This is a genomic window from Kitasatospora sp. NPDC088351 (assembly GCF_040685575.1).
GTDB lineage: Bacteria > Actinomycetota > Actinomycetes > Streptomycetales > Streptomycetaceae > Kitasatospora.
In genome coordinates this window covers 1-13,618 of the sequence record NZ_JBFBIL010000102.1, presented here as the reverse complement: position 1 = coordinate 13,618, position 13,618 = coordinate 1, and the positions used below count along the sequence as shown (strand labels likewise).

14 protein-coding genes and 1 pseudogene are annotated in these 13,618 nt (G+C 73.2%); 5 read left to right on the top strand and 10 right to left on the bottom strand.

Annotated elements, in window-relative coordinates; all coding sequences use genetic code 11:
• The first annotated feature begins 390 nt into the window (after positions 1–390).
• From AB0P06_RS35970 to AB0P06_RS35960, 3 genes are all read left to right on the top strand, one after another.
• Complete coding sequence (locus AB0P06_RS35970) at positions 391–1,587, top strand: alpha/beta hydrolase (protein ID WP_363615054.1); 1,197 nt, start codon at positions 391–393, stop codon at positions 1,585–1,587.
• A gap of 170 nt (positions 1,588–1,757) precedes the next feature.
• Entirely contained in the window at positions 1,758–3,113 is a 1,356-nt protein-coding gene (locus tag AB0P06_RS35965) for an NtaA/DmoA family FMN-dependent monooxygenase (RefSeq protein ID WP_363615052.1), read from the top strand.
• Positions 3,110–4,315: an LLM class flavin-dependent oxidoreductase gene (locus AB0P06_RS35960; RefSeq protein WP_363615050.1), complete on the top strand. Its 1,206-nt coding sequence runs from the start codon at positions 3,110–3,112 to the stop codon at positions 4,313–4,315. Before AB0P06_RS35965 ends, AB0P06_RS35960 begins: the two co-directional genes overlap by 4 nt.
• 85 nt (positions 4,316–4,400) lie before the next feature.
• Here the strand turns inward: AB0P06_RS35960 and AB0P06_RS35955 are convergent, their stop codons facing one another.
• The 4 genes from AB0P06_RS35955 to AB0P06_RS35940 all read right to left on the bottom strand — a co-directional run bounded on the left by AB0P06_RS35955 (position 4,401) and on the right by AB0P06_RS35940 (position 8,548).
• Positions 4,401–5,243 (bottom strand): SAM-dependent methyltransferase, encoded by an 843-nt coding sequence (locus tag AB0P06_RS35955; RefSeq protein WP_363615048.1) that lies wholly within the window; start codon positions 5,241–5,243, stop codon positions 4,401–4,403.
• 170 nt (positions 5,244–5,413) lie between these two features.
• Positions 5,414–5,989 (bottom strand): hypothetical protein, encoded by a 576-nt coding sequence (locus tag AB0P06_RS35950; RefSeq protein ID WP_363615046.1) that lies wholly within the window; start codon positions 5,987–5,989, stop codon positions 5,414–5,416.
• Positions 5,990–6,048: 59 nt separating this feature from the next.
• A complete protein-coding gene (locus tag AB0P06_RS35945) occupies positions 6,049–7,527 on the bottom strand; it encodes an insulinase family protein (protein WP_363615044.1) in 1,479 nt (492 codons plus the stop codon).
• 7 nt (positions 7,528–7,534) lie between these two features.
• Entirely contained in the window at positions 7,535–8,548 is a 1,014-nt protein-coding gene (locus AB0P06_RS35940; RefSeq protein WP_363615042.1) for a LysR family transcriptional regulator, read from the bottom strand.
• A gap of 70 nt (positions 8,549–8,618) precedes the next feature.
• Between AB0P06_RS35940 and AB0P06_RS35935 the strand changes: the two genes are divergently transcribed.
• Complete coding sequence (locus AB0P06_RS35935) at positions 8,619–9,218, top strand: short chain dehydrogenase (RefSeq protein WP_363615040.1); 600 nt, start codon at positions 8,619–8,621, stop codon at positions 9,216–9,218.
• Positions 9,219–9,756: 538 nt separating this feature from the next.
• Positions 9,757–10,275, top strand: a pseudogene (locus AB0P06_RS35930) (HAD domain-containing protein); the annotation flags it as partial.
• Between the two features lie 202 nt (positions 10,276–10,477).
• On the opposite strand, the gene AB0P06_RS35925 reads toward AB0P06_RS35930, so the two are convergent.
• The 6 genes from AB0P06_RS35925 to AB0P06_RS35900 all read right to left on the bottom strand — a co-directional run bounded on the left by AB0P06_RS35925 (position 10,478) and on the right by AB0P06_RS35900 (position 13,325).
• Positions 10,478–10,663 carry a hypothetical protein gene (locus tag AB0P06_RS35925; RefSeq protein WP_363615038.1) on the bottom strand — a complete coding sequence of 62 codons (186 nt, stop codon included), beginning with the start codon at positions 10,661–10,663 and terminating at the stop codon, positions 10,478–10,480.
• Positions 10,633–11,169 carry a GNAT family N-acetyltransferase gene (locus tag AB0P06_RS35920; RefSeq protein ID WP_363615036.1) on the bottom strand — a complete coding sequence of 179 codons (537 nt, stop codon included), beginning with the start codon at positions 11,167–11,169 and terminating at the stop codon, positions 10,633–10,635. Before AB0P06_RS35920 ends, AB0P06_RS35925 begins: the two co-directional genes overlap by 31 nt.
• Complete coding sequence (locus AB0P06_RS35915) at positions 11,166–12,008, bottom strand: hypothetical protein (RefSeq protein WP_363615034.1); 843 nt, start codon at positions 12,006–12,008, stop codon at positions 11,166–11,168. Before AB0P06_RS35915 ends, AB0P06_RS35920 begins: the two co-directional genes overlap by 4 nt.
• Entirely contained in the window at positions 11,972–12,628 is a 657-nt protein-coding gene (locus AB0P06_RS35910) for a hypothetical protein (protein WP_363615032.1), read from the bottom strand. Before AB0P06_RS35910 ends, AB0P06_RS35915 begins: the two co-directional genes overlap by 37 nt.
• On the bottom strand, positions 12,625–13,041 hold the full coding sequence (locus AB0P06_RS35905) for a hypothetical protein (RefSeq protein ID WP_363615030.1): 417 nt from the start codon (positions 13,039–13,041) through the stop codon (positions 12,625–12,627). The genes AB0P06_RS35910 and AB0P06_RS35905 overlap by 4 nt, the downstream gene beginning before the upstream one ends.
• A gap of 131 nt (positions 13,042–13,172) precedes the next feature.
• Complete coding sequence (locus AB0P06_RS35900) at positions 13,173–13,325, bottom strand: hypothetical protein (RefSeq protein WP_363615028.1); 153 nt, start codon at positions 13,323–13,325, stop codon at positions 13,173–13,175.
• Between the last annotated feature and the right edge of the window lie 293 nt (positions 13,326–13,618).

The window sequence follows — 13,618 nt, the reverse complement described above, 5'->3', positions numbered from 1 at the left end:
TCGCTGAGATCAGCGAACGCCTCCTACCCGAACGGCGTCAACGATCCTGCCCCCGCGTCATCAAACGCAAAATGTCCAACTGGCCCCTCAAACGCGCCCAACACCGCAACTGGCCACCACCCCAACCAGCCACCGTCACGATCACCAAGCGAGACACGAATTAAGTCACCGGCATTGGGCCTAGGGCCTGTCCGACAGTTCCCGCCGCGCGGGCCACCGGCGGCGCGGCAGCCCTCGGGGTTCGAGTGCGCTCGAACCCCGAGGCTTCTCACCTGCGATGCAACTGACTCCGTACGCCCGGGAGATGATCCTTCGTCAGCGCGCAGGAGGACGCCGGGCTCCCCCTGTGAGGCGATGCCGGGCCCGGTCCGGCCGCCTAGCGTGATCGTCATGACCAGAATCCGCCGTACCGCCCTGGCCGTCGTCGTCGCGCTCGCCCTCCCCCTGCCGCTGATCGGCGCGAGCGCCGCCTTCGCCGCCCCCGCGCCCGCCGCCCCGGTCACGTCCGCCACCGCGTCCGCTGCCTCGGAGGTGTCCGACCCCTCCGCCGCGCAGGCCCGGCTGCCCCGCCCGACAGGCCCGCACGCCGTCGGCCGCGGCACCCTGCACCTCGTCGACGAGCAGCGCCAGGACCCGTGGGTGCCCGCGGCCGGGGCCCGGGAGCTGATGGTGTCGATGTACTACCCGGCCCGGCCCGGCACCGGCGGGCCACCCGCCCCCTATCTGACCACCGAGGAGGCGCGGCTCCTGCTCCAGGAGAAGGTCCCCGGCTCGGCCTTCCCGCCCGAGCGGCTCGCCGCCGTCCGCACCTGGGCGCACCCCGACGCCCGCCCGGCGCCGGGCAGGTTCCCGCTGGTGGTGCTCTCCCCCGGCTTCACCCTGCCCCGGGCCACGCTCACCGGCCTCGCCGAGGACCTGGCCAGCCGCGGGTACGTCGTGGCGCTGGTCGACCACACCTACGAGGCCGCCGGCATCAGCTTCCCGGACGGGCGGACGCTCACCTGCGCGATCTGCGAACAGCCGCCGGCCGGCGGAGAGACCGCCATCACCGGGAGCCGGGCCAAGGACGTCTCCTTCGTGCTCGACCGGCTCACCGGCCGCCACCCGGGCTGGCAGTACGCGCGGATGATCGACACCACCCGGATCGGCATGGCCGGCCACTCGGCCGGCGGGGCCGCCACGCTCACCACCATGGCGGCCGACAACCGGGTGCGGGCCGGGGTGAACATGGACGGCACCTTCTGGGACGAGGTCCCCGCCCAGGGCCTGAACGGCCGCCCCTTCCTGATGCTCGGCGAGGAGACCAGCGCCCAGGACCAGTCCTGGCAGCACACCTGGACGAGCCTGGACGGCTGGCGGCGCTGGCTCTCCGTCAACGGCACCAACCACGGCAGCTTCACCGACCTGCCGGTCCTCGCCGCGCTGGTGGGCGTGGGCGACCCGGACGAGATCTCCCCGGAGCGTGCGGAGCAGCTCACCCGGACCTGTGTCGCGGCCTTCTTCGACCAGTCCCTGAAGGGCATCGCCCAGCCGCTCCTCGACGGCCCGTCCCCGGCCAACCCGGAGGTCGTCGTCCGGCTGCCCTGACCGCCCCGTGGGGGCGGGGCCCCGCCCGCGAGCCGCCGCCGCGCGGCGGGGCCCGCACACAACATCATGTCCGTCCGTGAACAGTTGATTTCATCGGTTGCCCCGTCCCTCCCCCGCTTGCAGGATTGGCGAGTCCTCACAGCCCTGCTGACAGGAGGCGCTCAACCGTCATGCCCGGCAAGCAGATTCACCTCGCCGCGTTCTTTCCCGGGATCGGCACCACCACCGTCTGGTCCGATCCACGCTCGCGGAGCCAGATCGAGTTCGACTCCTTCCTGCACCTGGCACGCACCGCCGAGCGGGGGAAGTTCGACTTCTTCTTCCTCGCCGAGGGGCTGCGGCTGCGCGAGCACAAGGGCGCGATCTACGACCTCGACGTGGCCGGCCGGCCGGAGTCGCTGACCGTGCTGAGCGCGCTGGCGGCCGTCACCACCCGGCTCGGGCTCGCCGCGACCGTCAACTCCACCTTCAACGAGCCGTACGAGGTGGCGCGGCGGCTGGCCAGCCTGGACCACCTCAGCGACGGGCGGGCCGCGTGGAACGTGGTGACCAGCTTCGACACCTTCACCGGCGAGAACTTCCGCCGGGGCGGCTTCCTCGCGGAGTCGGACCGGTACACCCGGGCCGCGGAGTTCCTGCACACCGCACGCGAGTTGTGGGACAGCTGGGCGGCGGACGACCTCCGGGCGGACGCCGCGGCCGGCCGGTTCGTCGCTCCGGGCGCCGGCGAATTCTCCCACCGGGGAAAGCACTTCGACATCGCCGGGCGGTTCAACACGCCGCGCCCGCCACAGGGCCACCCGGTGATCATCCAGGCCGGCGACTCCCCGGAGGGCCGGGAGTTCGCCGCCGCCGACGCCGACGTCATCTTCAGCCGGTACAGCAGGCCCGAGGAGTCCCGCGCCTTCTACCGGGACGTCAAGGGCCGGCTCGCCGCCCACGGCCGCGCACCGGAGGACCTGACGATCCTGCCCGCCGTGACGTACGTGCTCGGCGACACCACGGAGGAGGCGCACGAGCGCGCCGCCGAACTGCGCCGGGCCCAGATCGGCCCGCAGACGGCGCTGGCCTACCTGGAGGCGGTCTGGGGCCGCGATCTCTCCTCCTACGATCCGGACGGGCCGCTGCCCGTCGTCGAGCCCGACCCGGAGAGCCTCCTCCTCAAGGGCCACGCGCTGTTCCGCACCGACCGCGTCGCGACCGCCAGGCAGTGGCGGGAGCTGGCCGAGTCCCGCGGGCTGAGCATCCGGGAGCTGGTCACCGAGGTCACCGGGCGTCAGACGTTCATCGGCACGGCCCGCGAAGTCGCCGACGCGATCGACGAGTTCGTACAGAACGACGGCTCCGACGGCTTCGTCTTCACCCCGCACCTCACCCCGGGCGGGCTGGACGAACTCGTCGACCGGGTCGTCCCGCTGCTCCAGGAGAAGGGCGTGTACCGCACCGACTACACCGGCACCACGCTCCGCGACCACCTCGGGCTGAAGCCGCCGCGCACCGCCGACACCCGGGAGACGACCTCGTGACCCCGCCCCCGCACCTCGCCGTGGCCCTGGACGGCGCCGGCTGGCACCCGGCCGCGTGGCGCGCACCGGACGCCGACCCGGGCGGGCTGTTCACCGCCCGGTACTGGGCCGGTCTGGCCGCCGAGGCCGAGCACGGCCTGCTCGACTTCGTCACCTTCGAGGACACCCTCGCCCTGCAGTCCGGCAGCCCGATCGGCCCGGACGACCGGACCGACCAGGTCCGGGGCCGGCTGGACGCCGTGCTCGTGGCGGCCCGGGTCGCCCCGCTCACCTCGCGGATCGGGCTGGTCCCGACCACCAACGTCACCCACACCGAGCCGTTCCACCTCTCCGCCGGCATCGCCACCCTCGACTTCGCCAGCCGGGGCCGGGCCGGGTGGCGGCCGCAGCTCTCCTCCCGCGCGGACGACGCCGCGCACTTCGGCCGCCGGACCCTGCCGCAGCTCACCGCCGACGACGTCCGTGACCCGGAGCTGATCGCGGCACGCCTGCGCCCGCTGTTCGACGAGGCGGCGGACGTGGTCGAGGTGGTACGGCGGCTCTGGGACAGCTGGGAGGACGACGCGGAGATCCGGTCCGCCGCCACCGGCCGGTTCCTCGACCGCGACAGGCTGCACTACATCGACTTCACCGGCGAGCACTTCGACGTCCGCGGCCCGTCCGTCACCCCGCGACCGCCGCAGGGCCAGCCCGTGGTCGCCGTCCTCGCGCACGCGGGGGTGCCGTACCGGCTGGCGGCGACCGGCGCCGACGTCGTCTTCGTCACGCCGCACTCGCGGGCGGGCACGGCGGCGGTCCTCGGCGAGGTCGAGGCGGCGAAGGCCGCCGTCCGGCGGCCCGCCGACCTGCCCCTCAAGGTCTTCGCCGACCTCGTCGTGTTCCTGGACGAGCGGCCGGGCGCCGCCGCCCTGCGCAAGGAGCGGCTGGACGACCTGGACGGCGCGCCGTTCACCTCCGACGCCGAGGTCTTCACCGGCACCCCGTCCGAACTCGCCGACCTGCTCCTCGACCGGCACGAGGCCGGGCTGGACGGCTTCCGGCTCCGCCCGGGCGCGCTCCCCCACGACCTCACCGGCGTCACCCGCGCCCTCGTCCCCGAACTCCGCCGCCGCCGGGCCTTCCGCACCGCCTACGGGACCGACACCCTCCGCGCCCACCTCGGCCTCCCCCGCCCCACCAGCCGCTACGCGAAGCGGGGGTAGGGGGTTCCGGGAGGACGGACGCCGACCGCACCCCCGCCCTGACGGCGGGCGGCGGGGGCGGCCGGGGCGTACGCCGACGGCCCGGTCAGCGCTTGACGGCCACTCCGCCGTACATCGCGATGTCCTGGTCCCGCACCGGCGGGGCGTCCTGGTCGGGCCGCCAGTGGTGGACCGGCGTCACCCCGGGGTCGAGCAGGTCGTACCCGTCGAAGAAGGCGAGGGCCTCCTTCTTGTCGCGGATCTGCAGGGGGATGCCGCGCGCGTTGTACTCACGGCCGACGCCGCCGACGCCCACCGGGTCGGTGTCACCGGTGAAGACGGTCAGCGCCAGGACGCTGCCGGGGGCCAGTTGGTCCATGAACCGCCGCACGATGCCCTGCGGGTCGTCCTCGTCGAGCACGAAGTGCACGATCGCGATCAGGGAGAGCGCCACCGGCTGCGTCAGGTCCAGCACCTCGCGCAGCCGAGGCGAGCCGATGATCGAGTCGACGTCGCGGAGGTCGGCGTCGATGTAACAGGTCCTGCCCTGGGGGTTGCTCGACATCAGGGCCCGCGCGTGGGTCAGCACGATCGGGTCGTTGTCGACGTAGGCGACCCGCGACTCGGGGGCGATGCCCTGGGCGATCTCGTGCACGTTGGGCGAGGTGGGGATGCCGGTACCGATGTCCAGGAACTGGCGGATCCCGTGCTGCTCGGTGAGGTGGCGGACCACGCGCTGCATGAAGGTGCGGGTGGTCCGCATCGAGACCGGGAGGGCCGGCCACGCCTGCACGGAGGCGTGGGCGGCCACCCGGTCCGCCTCGAAGTTGGTCTTGCCGCCGATGAGGTAGTCGTAGACCCGGGCCGAGTGCGGAACATCCATCCGCAGATCGACGGCCGGCCAGTGGTCGTCCTTCGGCGGCTGTGCTGTCGAGCCCGTGTCCGGCATCTTCACGCTCCTGTGTTCCCGGTTGATCCCACAACCAACTGCCGCATCGGCAAGCCGTGCTGGGCATGCTAACGGTCCTTCGGAAACGGTGGTGGAACCACCCCCCGACCCAGGACCGAACCAAGGCCGAACCGGGGCGGAACCAGGGCCGGACCGGAGCCGGGCCCGGGCTACCGCCCCTTGGCCTCGAACCGCGCGAAGTCCCGCCCGGCGGGCCCCGCCTGGGCGAACAGCGACTGCCCGACCACCGTCTCCGGCGCCCCGACCAGCGCGCAGAGCCGACGCAGAACGTCCTCGGTGCTGGGCCGGGTGCCGTCCGGGCCCGGGTCGTTGCGGACCTCGGCGAGCACACCGGGCTCGGCCAGACCGGCCTTGCGGGCGATCTTGTCGCACTCCTTGGTCCAGGCGTCCCGGTGGGCGGCGAGCTCCGCCGGGTCGGTGGGCGGGGTCCAGTCGGCGGCCCAGCCGATCTGCTCGAAGCCCCCGCCGGGGAAGCACACCGTGGCGCAGGCGCCCCAGTCGGTCCCTTCCAGCAACCAGACCGCGGTCTTCGTGTCGACCGCGAGCGCCCAGGGGGCGTCGCGCAGACGACCGCGCGAGATCCGGCCGAACCGGGGCTTCGGCGGGTCGAACAGGACGGCGGTACCCGGGGTACCGGCGTAGAGGTAGCCGCCGGACTTGGAGCGCTTCAGCGCGGTCAGGACCTGGTCGGCGGGAGCGGAGGTGATGGCTGCGTACGTGGGCATGGAGGTTCTCTCGACAAGGGATGCGCGGGCCGCGCGGTAAAGGCCGGCCGGCCGGTCGGTCAGTCGGCGGGACGGAACGCGGACGCGGCGTAGATCAGGTGCGCGGGGACCCGGGCGTCGATGGCCCGGACGGCCGGGCCGAGGTTCGCGAACAGCTCCGGCACCACGGGGACGAAGCAGGTGCTGCGCCCGAAGACCACCCGGCCCGGGCCCCGCATCTCCACCCCCACGACCTCGTCGAACGGCACATGGTGGACCTCACCGTCCGGCTGACGCACCCAGACCCCGGCGTCGTCGACCACCAGCCGCGCCTTGCGCGCCCCGGAGTACCGCAGCCGGTCGGCCAGCGGCGGCCTGAACACCTGGCCGCCGGCGGGGAGTTCGACACCCTGCCCGCAGAGGTACCGCGGCAGCCCGGTGCCGGCCGGCTGCACCAGGTCCACCTCGGTGTCGCACGGGACCACCAGCAGCGCCGTACGCAACGCGTCCGCCAGCGCCTGCCGCACCTGTCCCGGGGTCACCCCGGCCAGGGTGTCGAGCCTGGCCGCGGCGTCCTGGTAGTCGTCGCCGAGCAGGAGGTCGGCGGCGGCCTCACCGAGTTCGTACGCGGTGGAGCGGGGGTCGTTCCAGGCCTCGCGCGCGCCTTCCAGCTCCTCCGCGAGCTCGTCCTCGGTCACGCCGTCACGGGCGAGGCGCAGCGCCTCCCGCCAGAGCAGTTCGGTGACCCGCTGCTCCTGGCCCTCGCGGGCGTCGAGGCAGATGGTGCGCTCGCCGTGGCCGGGGCCGGCGAAGACGGCGGAGCTGTCGACGTCGTAGGAGAGGCCGTGCTGGTGACGGACGGTCTCCCGCAGGCGGTGGGCGAGGACCTTGACGGCCAGCAGCAGCGCGGGGTCGTTGAGGTCCCCGTGCAGGGCGAGTCCGGGGCCGGGGACGTCCTCCTGACGCCACGAGGGGCCGGTGTGCAGCGCGGTCTGGGCGGGGCCGCGGTCGGGGCGCTCCCCGGCGGGCAGCGGCAGCCTGAGCCCGGCCGGCGGGGGGCCGGTGAGTACGAGGGCCGCGTTTCCGGCGTGGAAGTAGCGGGTGACGGTCTCCCGGACGGCGTCGAGGGGGATCCGGTCGGCACCGGGGCCGCGGTAGGCGGCCAGGCCCAGGCCCTGCACGCCGTAGCGGTGGGAGAGCAGTTCGCCGGTCTGCGGGTCGGCGACCCGGCCGTCCTCGGCCGCCAGGACGCCGGACTCCTGCTCGATCCGTTCCACCGGCAGGGCGGTGAGCGCCTCGCAGACCCGGGCCAGGAACTCGACCACCTGTTCCGGCCGTCCGGAGCAGGTGAACTGGGTGAGCGCCAGGTCGACCGAGGCGTTGTGGTCGTGGTGCAGTCTGGGCAGGGTGCTCATCGCGAGGTGCTCGACCAGGTGGGTCACACCGAGGGTGCGCATGGTCTCGTCCCGCGCGCCGCAGCCGAACATCAGGATGGCCTCGAGCGGCCCGGGGGCTTCCGTCCAGAAGACGGGAATGGTGTCAATGACCTCGCGATTCACCGGTCGATCATATTCGCGATTCAGGCCATTCCTGCCAAGGTTTTCCGCCACGGGCCGGCCCGCTTCCTCCCTCGCCCGCGGAGGCCGCTCCCGGAGGAGAGGTCCACGCCTGACGGGTGTCGGCCGCGCTCCCCTGTTCCGTGCTGCGCACCGCCTGGGCGAGGAAGGCCTCGGTGGCGGGGTGTGTCGGGGTGCGGGGCCGGACCAGGTAGACCGTCACGGGATCCGCGTCGGTGAGCGGGAGATAGCGGATGCCGGGGTGCGGATGGCTGTGCCCGGTGCCCTCCGCGGTGACTCCGACGGCCTCGCCCGTGGCAATGGCGGTGAGCCATTCGGCGACGCCCGGGACCGCGAAGGTGTACGGGCGCCGGGCGGTGGGCCACAGATCCGCGCCGGTGGTCGCGGCCGTGGCGCACAGCACCACCGGCTGGTCCGCGAGGTCGGCCAGCCGCACGCCGTCCCGGCCGGCGAGCGGGTGTCCGTCGTGCACCGCGGCCAGGCGGGCCTCGCGCACCAGCGCCAGAACGGCCAGCCCGGTGTCGGCCGCCGGTTTCGTCCGGAGGAAGGCCGCGTCGGCCTCTCCCCGGCGCAGGGCGGCCTCGGGATCGTCGTGGCTCAGGACCTGGACGGGGGTGTCGGGGTGCTGCTCGCGCCAGGCGCGCAGCAGGGGGACAGTGTGGCGGCCGAGCGCCGCCCAGGCGAACGCGACCCGCAGCGGGCGCGGCCGCGCGGTGGCCTCGGCCAGCGCGTCGTCCAGCTGGTTGAGGATGCGGTGGGCGTGTTCCCACAGGCGCGTTCCGGCCTCGGTGAGGGCCAGCCGGCGGGTGGTGCGTTCGACCAGGCGGGTGCCGAGGCGCCGCTCCAGCTGGTCCAGGGTGCGGGACAGCGCGGGCTGACTGATCCCCAGGGCGATCGCGGCGTCGGTGATGGTCCCCTCGTCACCGATCGCGGCGAGGGCCCGCAGATGGCGCAGCTCCACGTTCGCCACCGCCGCGCCCTTCACCTCCGGCAAGCCGTTCATAACCGCCAAGCATAAGTACCGCGCGGCGGGTATTTCCCTCCCGGGACCGGCGGGACCTAGCGTCACGGGCATGAAGATTCTGCTCATCGGCGCCACCGGAAAGCTCGGCACGGCCGTCCGCGAGACCCTGTCCGGCCGCGGCCACGAGGTCGTCACCGTCGGCCGTACCGGCGGCGATCTGCGCCACGACATCACCGACCCGGCTCAGGTCACGGCCCTGTACCAGGCGGTCGGCCGGGTGGACGCGGTGGTCAGCGCCGCCGGCGAGGTCCCCTACAAGCCCGTCACCGAGATGACGCCCGCCGACTACCAGGCCGCGTTCCGGGGCAAGGTGCTCAGCCAGATCGAGCTGGTCCGCCAGGGCACCTCCCGGATCGCCGAACGGGGCTCCTTCACCCTGATCACCGGGGTGCTGTCCCGCGAGCCCGTCCCCACGGCGAGCGCCGCATCGATGGCCAACGGCGCGGTGGAGGCGTTCGTCCGGGCGGCCGCCATCGAGATCGCCCCGCAGCGCGTCAACGCCGTCAGCCCGACGGTCTTCACCGAGAGCCTCGCGGACTACGAGTCCTTCTTCCCCGGCATGCCGTCGGTCGATCTCGCCCTGGTCGCCCAGGCGTACGTCCGCTCCGTCGAGGGCGCCCAGACCGGCCAGGTCTACACCCTGCCGTAGCGGGCGGCCCCCGGAGACGGCCCCCGGGGTGCGGGCGCGGCGGTGGGGACGTGGCCGTCCGCCCGCCTCCCGGGATCAGCCGGTGAAGGGGGCGATGACGGCCAGGATCTCGGCGAGCCGTTCCCGCAGGGCCTCCCGGTGCGGCAGGGTCACCACCGCCGCCTCCCGGTCCGCGCCGGGTCCACCTCGGCGCACAGCCCGAACGCGCCGAGCGGGTCCGCACCGTGCGCGACGCTATGCAGCCAGCCGAGAGCCGGTCGGGCAGGCTCGGGACCCACTCGGACAGCACGGTGAACGCCTGCCCGTCACGCACGAGTCGATCGGGCGGCCGCGGCATCCCGGCCAGTTCCCGGCCGAGCCCCTCGACCGCCGGCGCGTCCGCGCCGCCCGGAACCGGGCATCCGTCGTCGGCCATCATCCGCTGCCGGTTCGTCATGGCCGGTCGCGTGGCGCACGCCCGGGCCCGTCCCGTCACCGGTTCGACGGGCCAACCCCCGGGAGGCGTACCGGCGATGGCAGCCGCCGTTATCCTGCGGCCGTGACCGGTTCCACGCGCTCTTCGCAGCCGCTGCTCTTCCTCGATGTCGACGGCCCCCTCATCCCCTTCGCGCGACGCCGGAGCAACTGCCGGACGGGTACCCCACCTGGCCGACGGAGCCCGACACGCCGGAGCCCAATCCACTGCTGGCCCGGATCAATCCCGCCCACGGCCCCCGGCTCGCGGCGCTGCCCTGCCGATTGATCTGGGCAACGACCTGGCTCGACGACGCGAACGAGTGCGTCGCACCGCGGCTCGGTCTGCCCCGGCTGCCGGTGGTGGAGTGGCCGGAGCCGTCCGCAGCCGACGACCTGGACGAACGGACCGGGCTGCACTGGAAGACCCGCGCCCTCGTCGCCCGGGCCGCGGGGCGCCCCTTCGCCTGGGTCGACGACGAGATCACCGACACCGACCGCGCCTGGGTCCGCGCCCACCACCGGGGAGACGCCCTGCTCCACCGCGTCGACCCCCCACCGGGGCCTCACCGACGCCGACTTCACCGCTCTCGCCGAGTGGTTGCGTCCCCACGCGGTACCTGCTGGCGACCTCCGGAAGTGCGGCTATGACGAGCTTCTTGATCACGGCTTGACGGTCCGGCTCTGCGCTGGCCCACATGGAGGTCTCCAGGCTGAGGAGGGCCCCCGTCCTGCGGCTGCGGGGGCAGCAGCAGGACGGGGGCGGGCCCGCCGCTGGGGTTGAGGGCAGCGGGGGTGCGAGATGGTCAGTGACGGTCGACAACGCGGACGTCGATGGTCAGCCCGCGCCGCCACACCTCCACGCTGCGGCGGTCCCCGACCCTGGCGCACCAGATCTTGTCCGGGTCGTTCTCGTGCCGGGGTGTGCGGTGGTACCGGAAGCTGGTCGCCATCATGACGATCAGGGCGAGGATGAGGAAGGCGCGGGCCATGGGGTACTTCGGAGGTGCAGGAGGTGTGGAGAGGGGCCGTCGGCCGTTTGCGGCGGCCGGATGGCGTAGGTCGTGAATCCGGCGTGCTCGCCGGTGGGCACGAAGCCCGCCTTGCGGAGGACACGGCCCGAGGCCGGGTTGTCCGGGTGGTGCTTGGCGTGAACCTCCGGCAACCCGAGGTGGCCGAAGGCGAGGGCGAGAATCTTGCGAACCCCCTCGGTGGCGTGGCCCCGACCCCAGGCGTCCGCGCGCAGGATGTAGCTCACGGCGGCGACCGGGCGGTCCAGGTGGAGCTTGACAACACCGAGCAGGTCGCCGTCCACGACGAGGCCGAACATGTAGAGCGTGCGCGGGGACTGTGCTGCGGACGCTGCGGCGTGGCGGGCGTAGTGCCGGGCCTCGGTGGCATCCATCGCCGCCCGGCCCAGGTGCTTCGTCGCCTCCACGCTGTAGATGCGCAGCAGTGCCCCGGCGTCGCCGGGGGCCAGCTCCCGCAGCTCAATCACCCGTCGACCGCTTCGACGAGCTTGGCCAGTTCGGCGGCGGTCGGCCTGTCGTCGGGCTCGGCCAGCAGGACGTACCGCAGCCGGGCCTGGAGGGCGGGCCAGGGCATCACGGCGGACATCGGGACGGCTCTGGTGGCGATGGCCTTCCGCATCTCCGCCAGGGGCGTGCCCTTGCCGAGTCCGGCGGCCTCGTAGTCCAGCGGCCACTTGCCGGTGACGCAGGTCCACAGGGTGCCGGCGAGGGCGTAGACGTCGGCGGGCTGCGTCGTGTTGACGGGCTGGGGGCCGGTGATGATCCGGGCGGCCAGCTCGGGGGCGGTGAGGTGGATCATCGTGCCGTCGAACGTCAGCCACGGCGTGATGCCGATCTGTCGGCTCCAGGCGAAGTCGATGAGCCGGACTCCGTCTTCGGTGTGGATACCGTGCTGGGGTTGGAGGTCCCCGTGCACCCACTCTTCGGCGTGGAGAGCGGCCACGGCGCGGCACAGCCCCATCGCGGCAGCCAGGGCCTCGTCGCGTCCGCCCTCGCCCTTGCGCCCGGGGCCGAAGACGTCCCAGGTGGACGGCCCCGTCAGCCACGGGGTGACGTACCAGACGCCGTTGTCGAAGCGACCGGCGGTCACGGTGTAGTCGGGAAGCTGGTACAGGACGGAGGCTTCGCGTGCGGTGACCTCGGCGGCCTCGCCGGTGCCGAGCTTGATGCTCGCCGAGCCCCGCGGACCGCTGGCCTTCCACACCGCCGAGCCCCGCCGGTTGCTGATCTCCTCCAGTTTGACCGGCCCGCAGACGGCCTCCGCGGCCCTCAGCGCTGCTCTGGCCTCGGCAAGGAACTCGCCCATTCTCGAACTGCCTTCCACTCGCAGGGGATGTGCTCGAACACGTCGCGGCCATCGTCCACGGCCCCGGCCACCGCTGCCGCGAGGTCGGGTGTGTTCGTCAGGAACTTCGGGTCCAGCGGCCGGACGGCGGCCCGTACCGGGAGGAACGAGGCGGGGGCCGGCGGGATGTTGTGCCCGGCCCGGCTGGTCTCGGCAGCCCCTTTCACGAACTTGCCGAACATCACGCCGACCGGCCCGTACAGGTTCTTCAGCGCCCAGTGCGGCCACGCCAGCAGTTCGCGGTGGTCCGCGTCCGCGCACTGGCCGACGATCACCACGTTCTCGCACGCCAGCAGACCGTTCGGTCGGGCCATGAGCGGGCGAATCCACTCCGCGGCCTGCACGCCCGCGTGGAACAGCTCCGCTTCGACCTCGTACCGGTAGGTACCGGACGCGATCTCGTAGACGGTCCACCCGGTCATTCCGCGCGCCGTGGACGGCTGGAGGAACGGGCAGTACTGCTCCATCGTGGACAGGTAGCGGTTCACGTCCGCACTGGCCGGGTTCTCCGTCCGGGCTTCGGTGAGTCGGAGCGCCCCGGCGGTCGGCCGGGACGCTCCGTCGTGGGGTGCGGTGATCACCGGACGACCGGCTCCGGGGCCGCGTCCGGGTCGGACGGCGCGGGCGAGCAGCTCCACTCCGCCCAGACCTCGCCCGACTCGCGGTAGCGGGCCAGGGCCCCGGTGTTGACCGTGCCGTCGGCGTCGGCGAACCAGATCTCCGGCAGGGGGCCGTACGCCTCCTCGTAGGCGCTCACCCAGGAGATGAAGCCGGTGCCCGCGCTCTCGACGTGGGCCAGCTTTCGGCCGGCGTGCTTGAGCGCGAACGCCTCGTGCACGGCCGGGTCGTTGACGAGCTGGTGCCACGCGGTGTCGATGGCGGCGGAGAACATCTCCGGCGCGGCCTCGCCCGCGTCAATCCGACGCGCGGCGATCGTGAAGAACTTGCCCAGCTCGTCCAGCTCGGTGCCGGGCTTGATGGTGGTGGTGCTCACGGGCCTCTCCAATCCGTTGGCTCTGCTCGCCAGGGGGACGAGCAGCAATGCAGGGTGGTGCGACCCCGGCCCGGCAGAAGACCCTTTCCGACGGGCCGGGAGCTTGTGGGCGCCAGGGGCGCGATTGCTGGCTAGAAGATTCGGTCGCAGATGACCAGCGCCGTCGCCACGGCCATCAGGACGAGCAGCGCGACCGCGTAGGCGACGGCAACCCGCCTGGGGGCGGGTACCCCGAGGGCGGCCTCCTTCGCCGCGTCGCGGTAGTCGTCCTGGCCGTTGTCCACGGCGTCCTTCCTCCTCGTCGGCACGGGCAGGGACTACGCCGTGCGTCGGCCGAGCGCGGCCCGACAGGGCACGGCGACGGTCGCGGGTCTTGGCCAGGGTGACGCAGCCCTCACAGATGAGCAGGCAGGTGCTCGGGGGCCTGAATCGAGATCCGGCGCAGACCAGCGTTTCCCGGTGGCGGACCCAACAGGTATCGGCTAACTGATCGTTTCAAAATGAGTTCAGCTCAGGGGCTTGGCAGTTGATGTGTTCGGGCGGCAGAGTGCTCCACGTGTCGGATGATCTTGTGCCT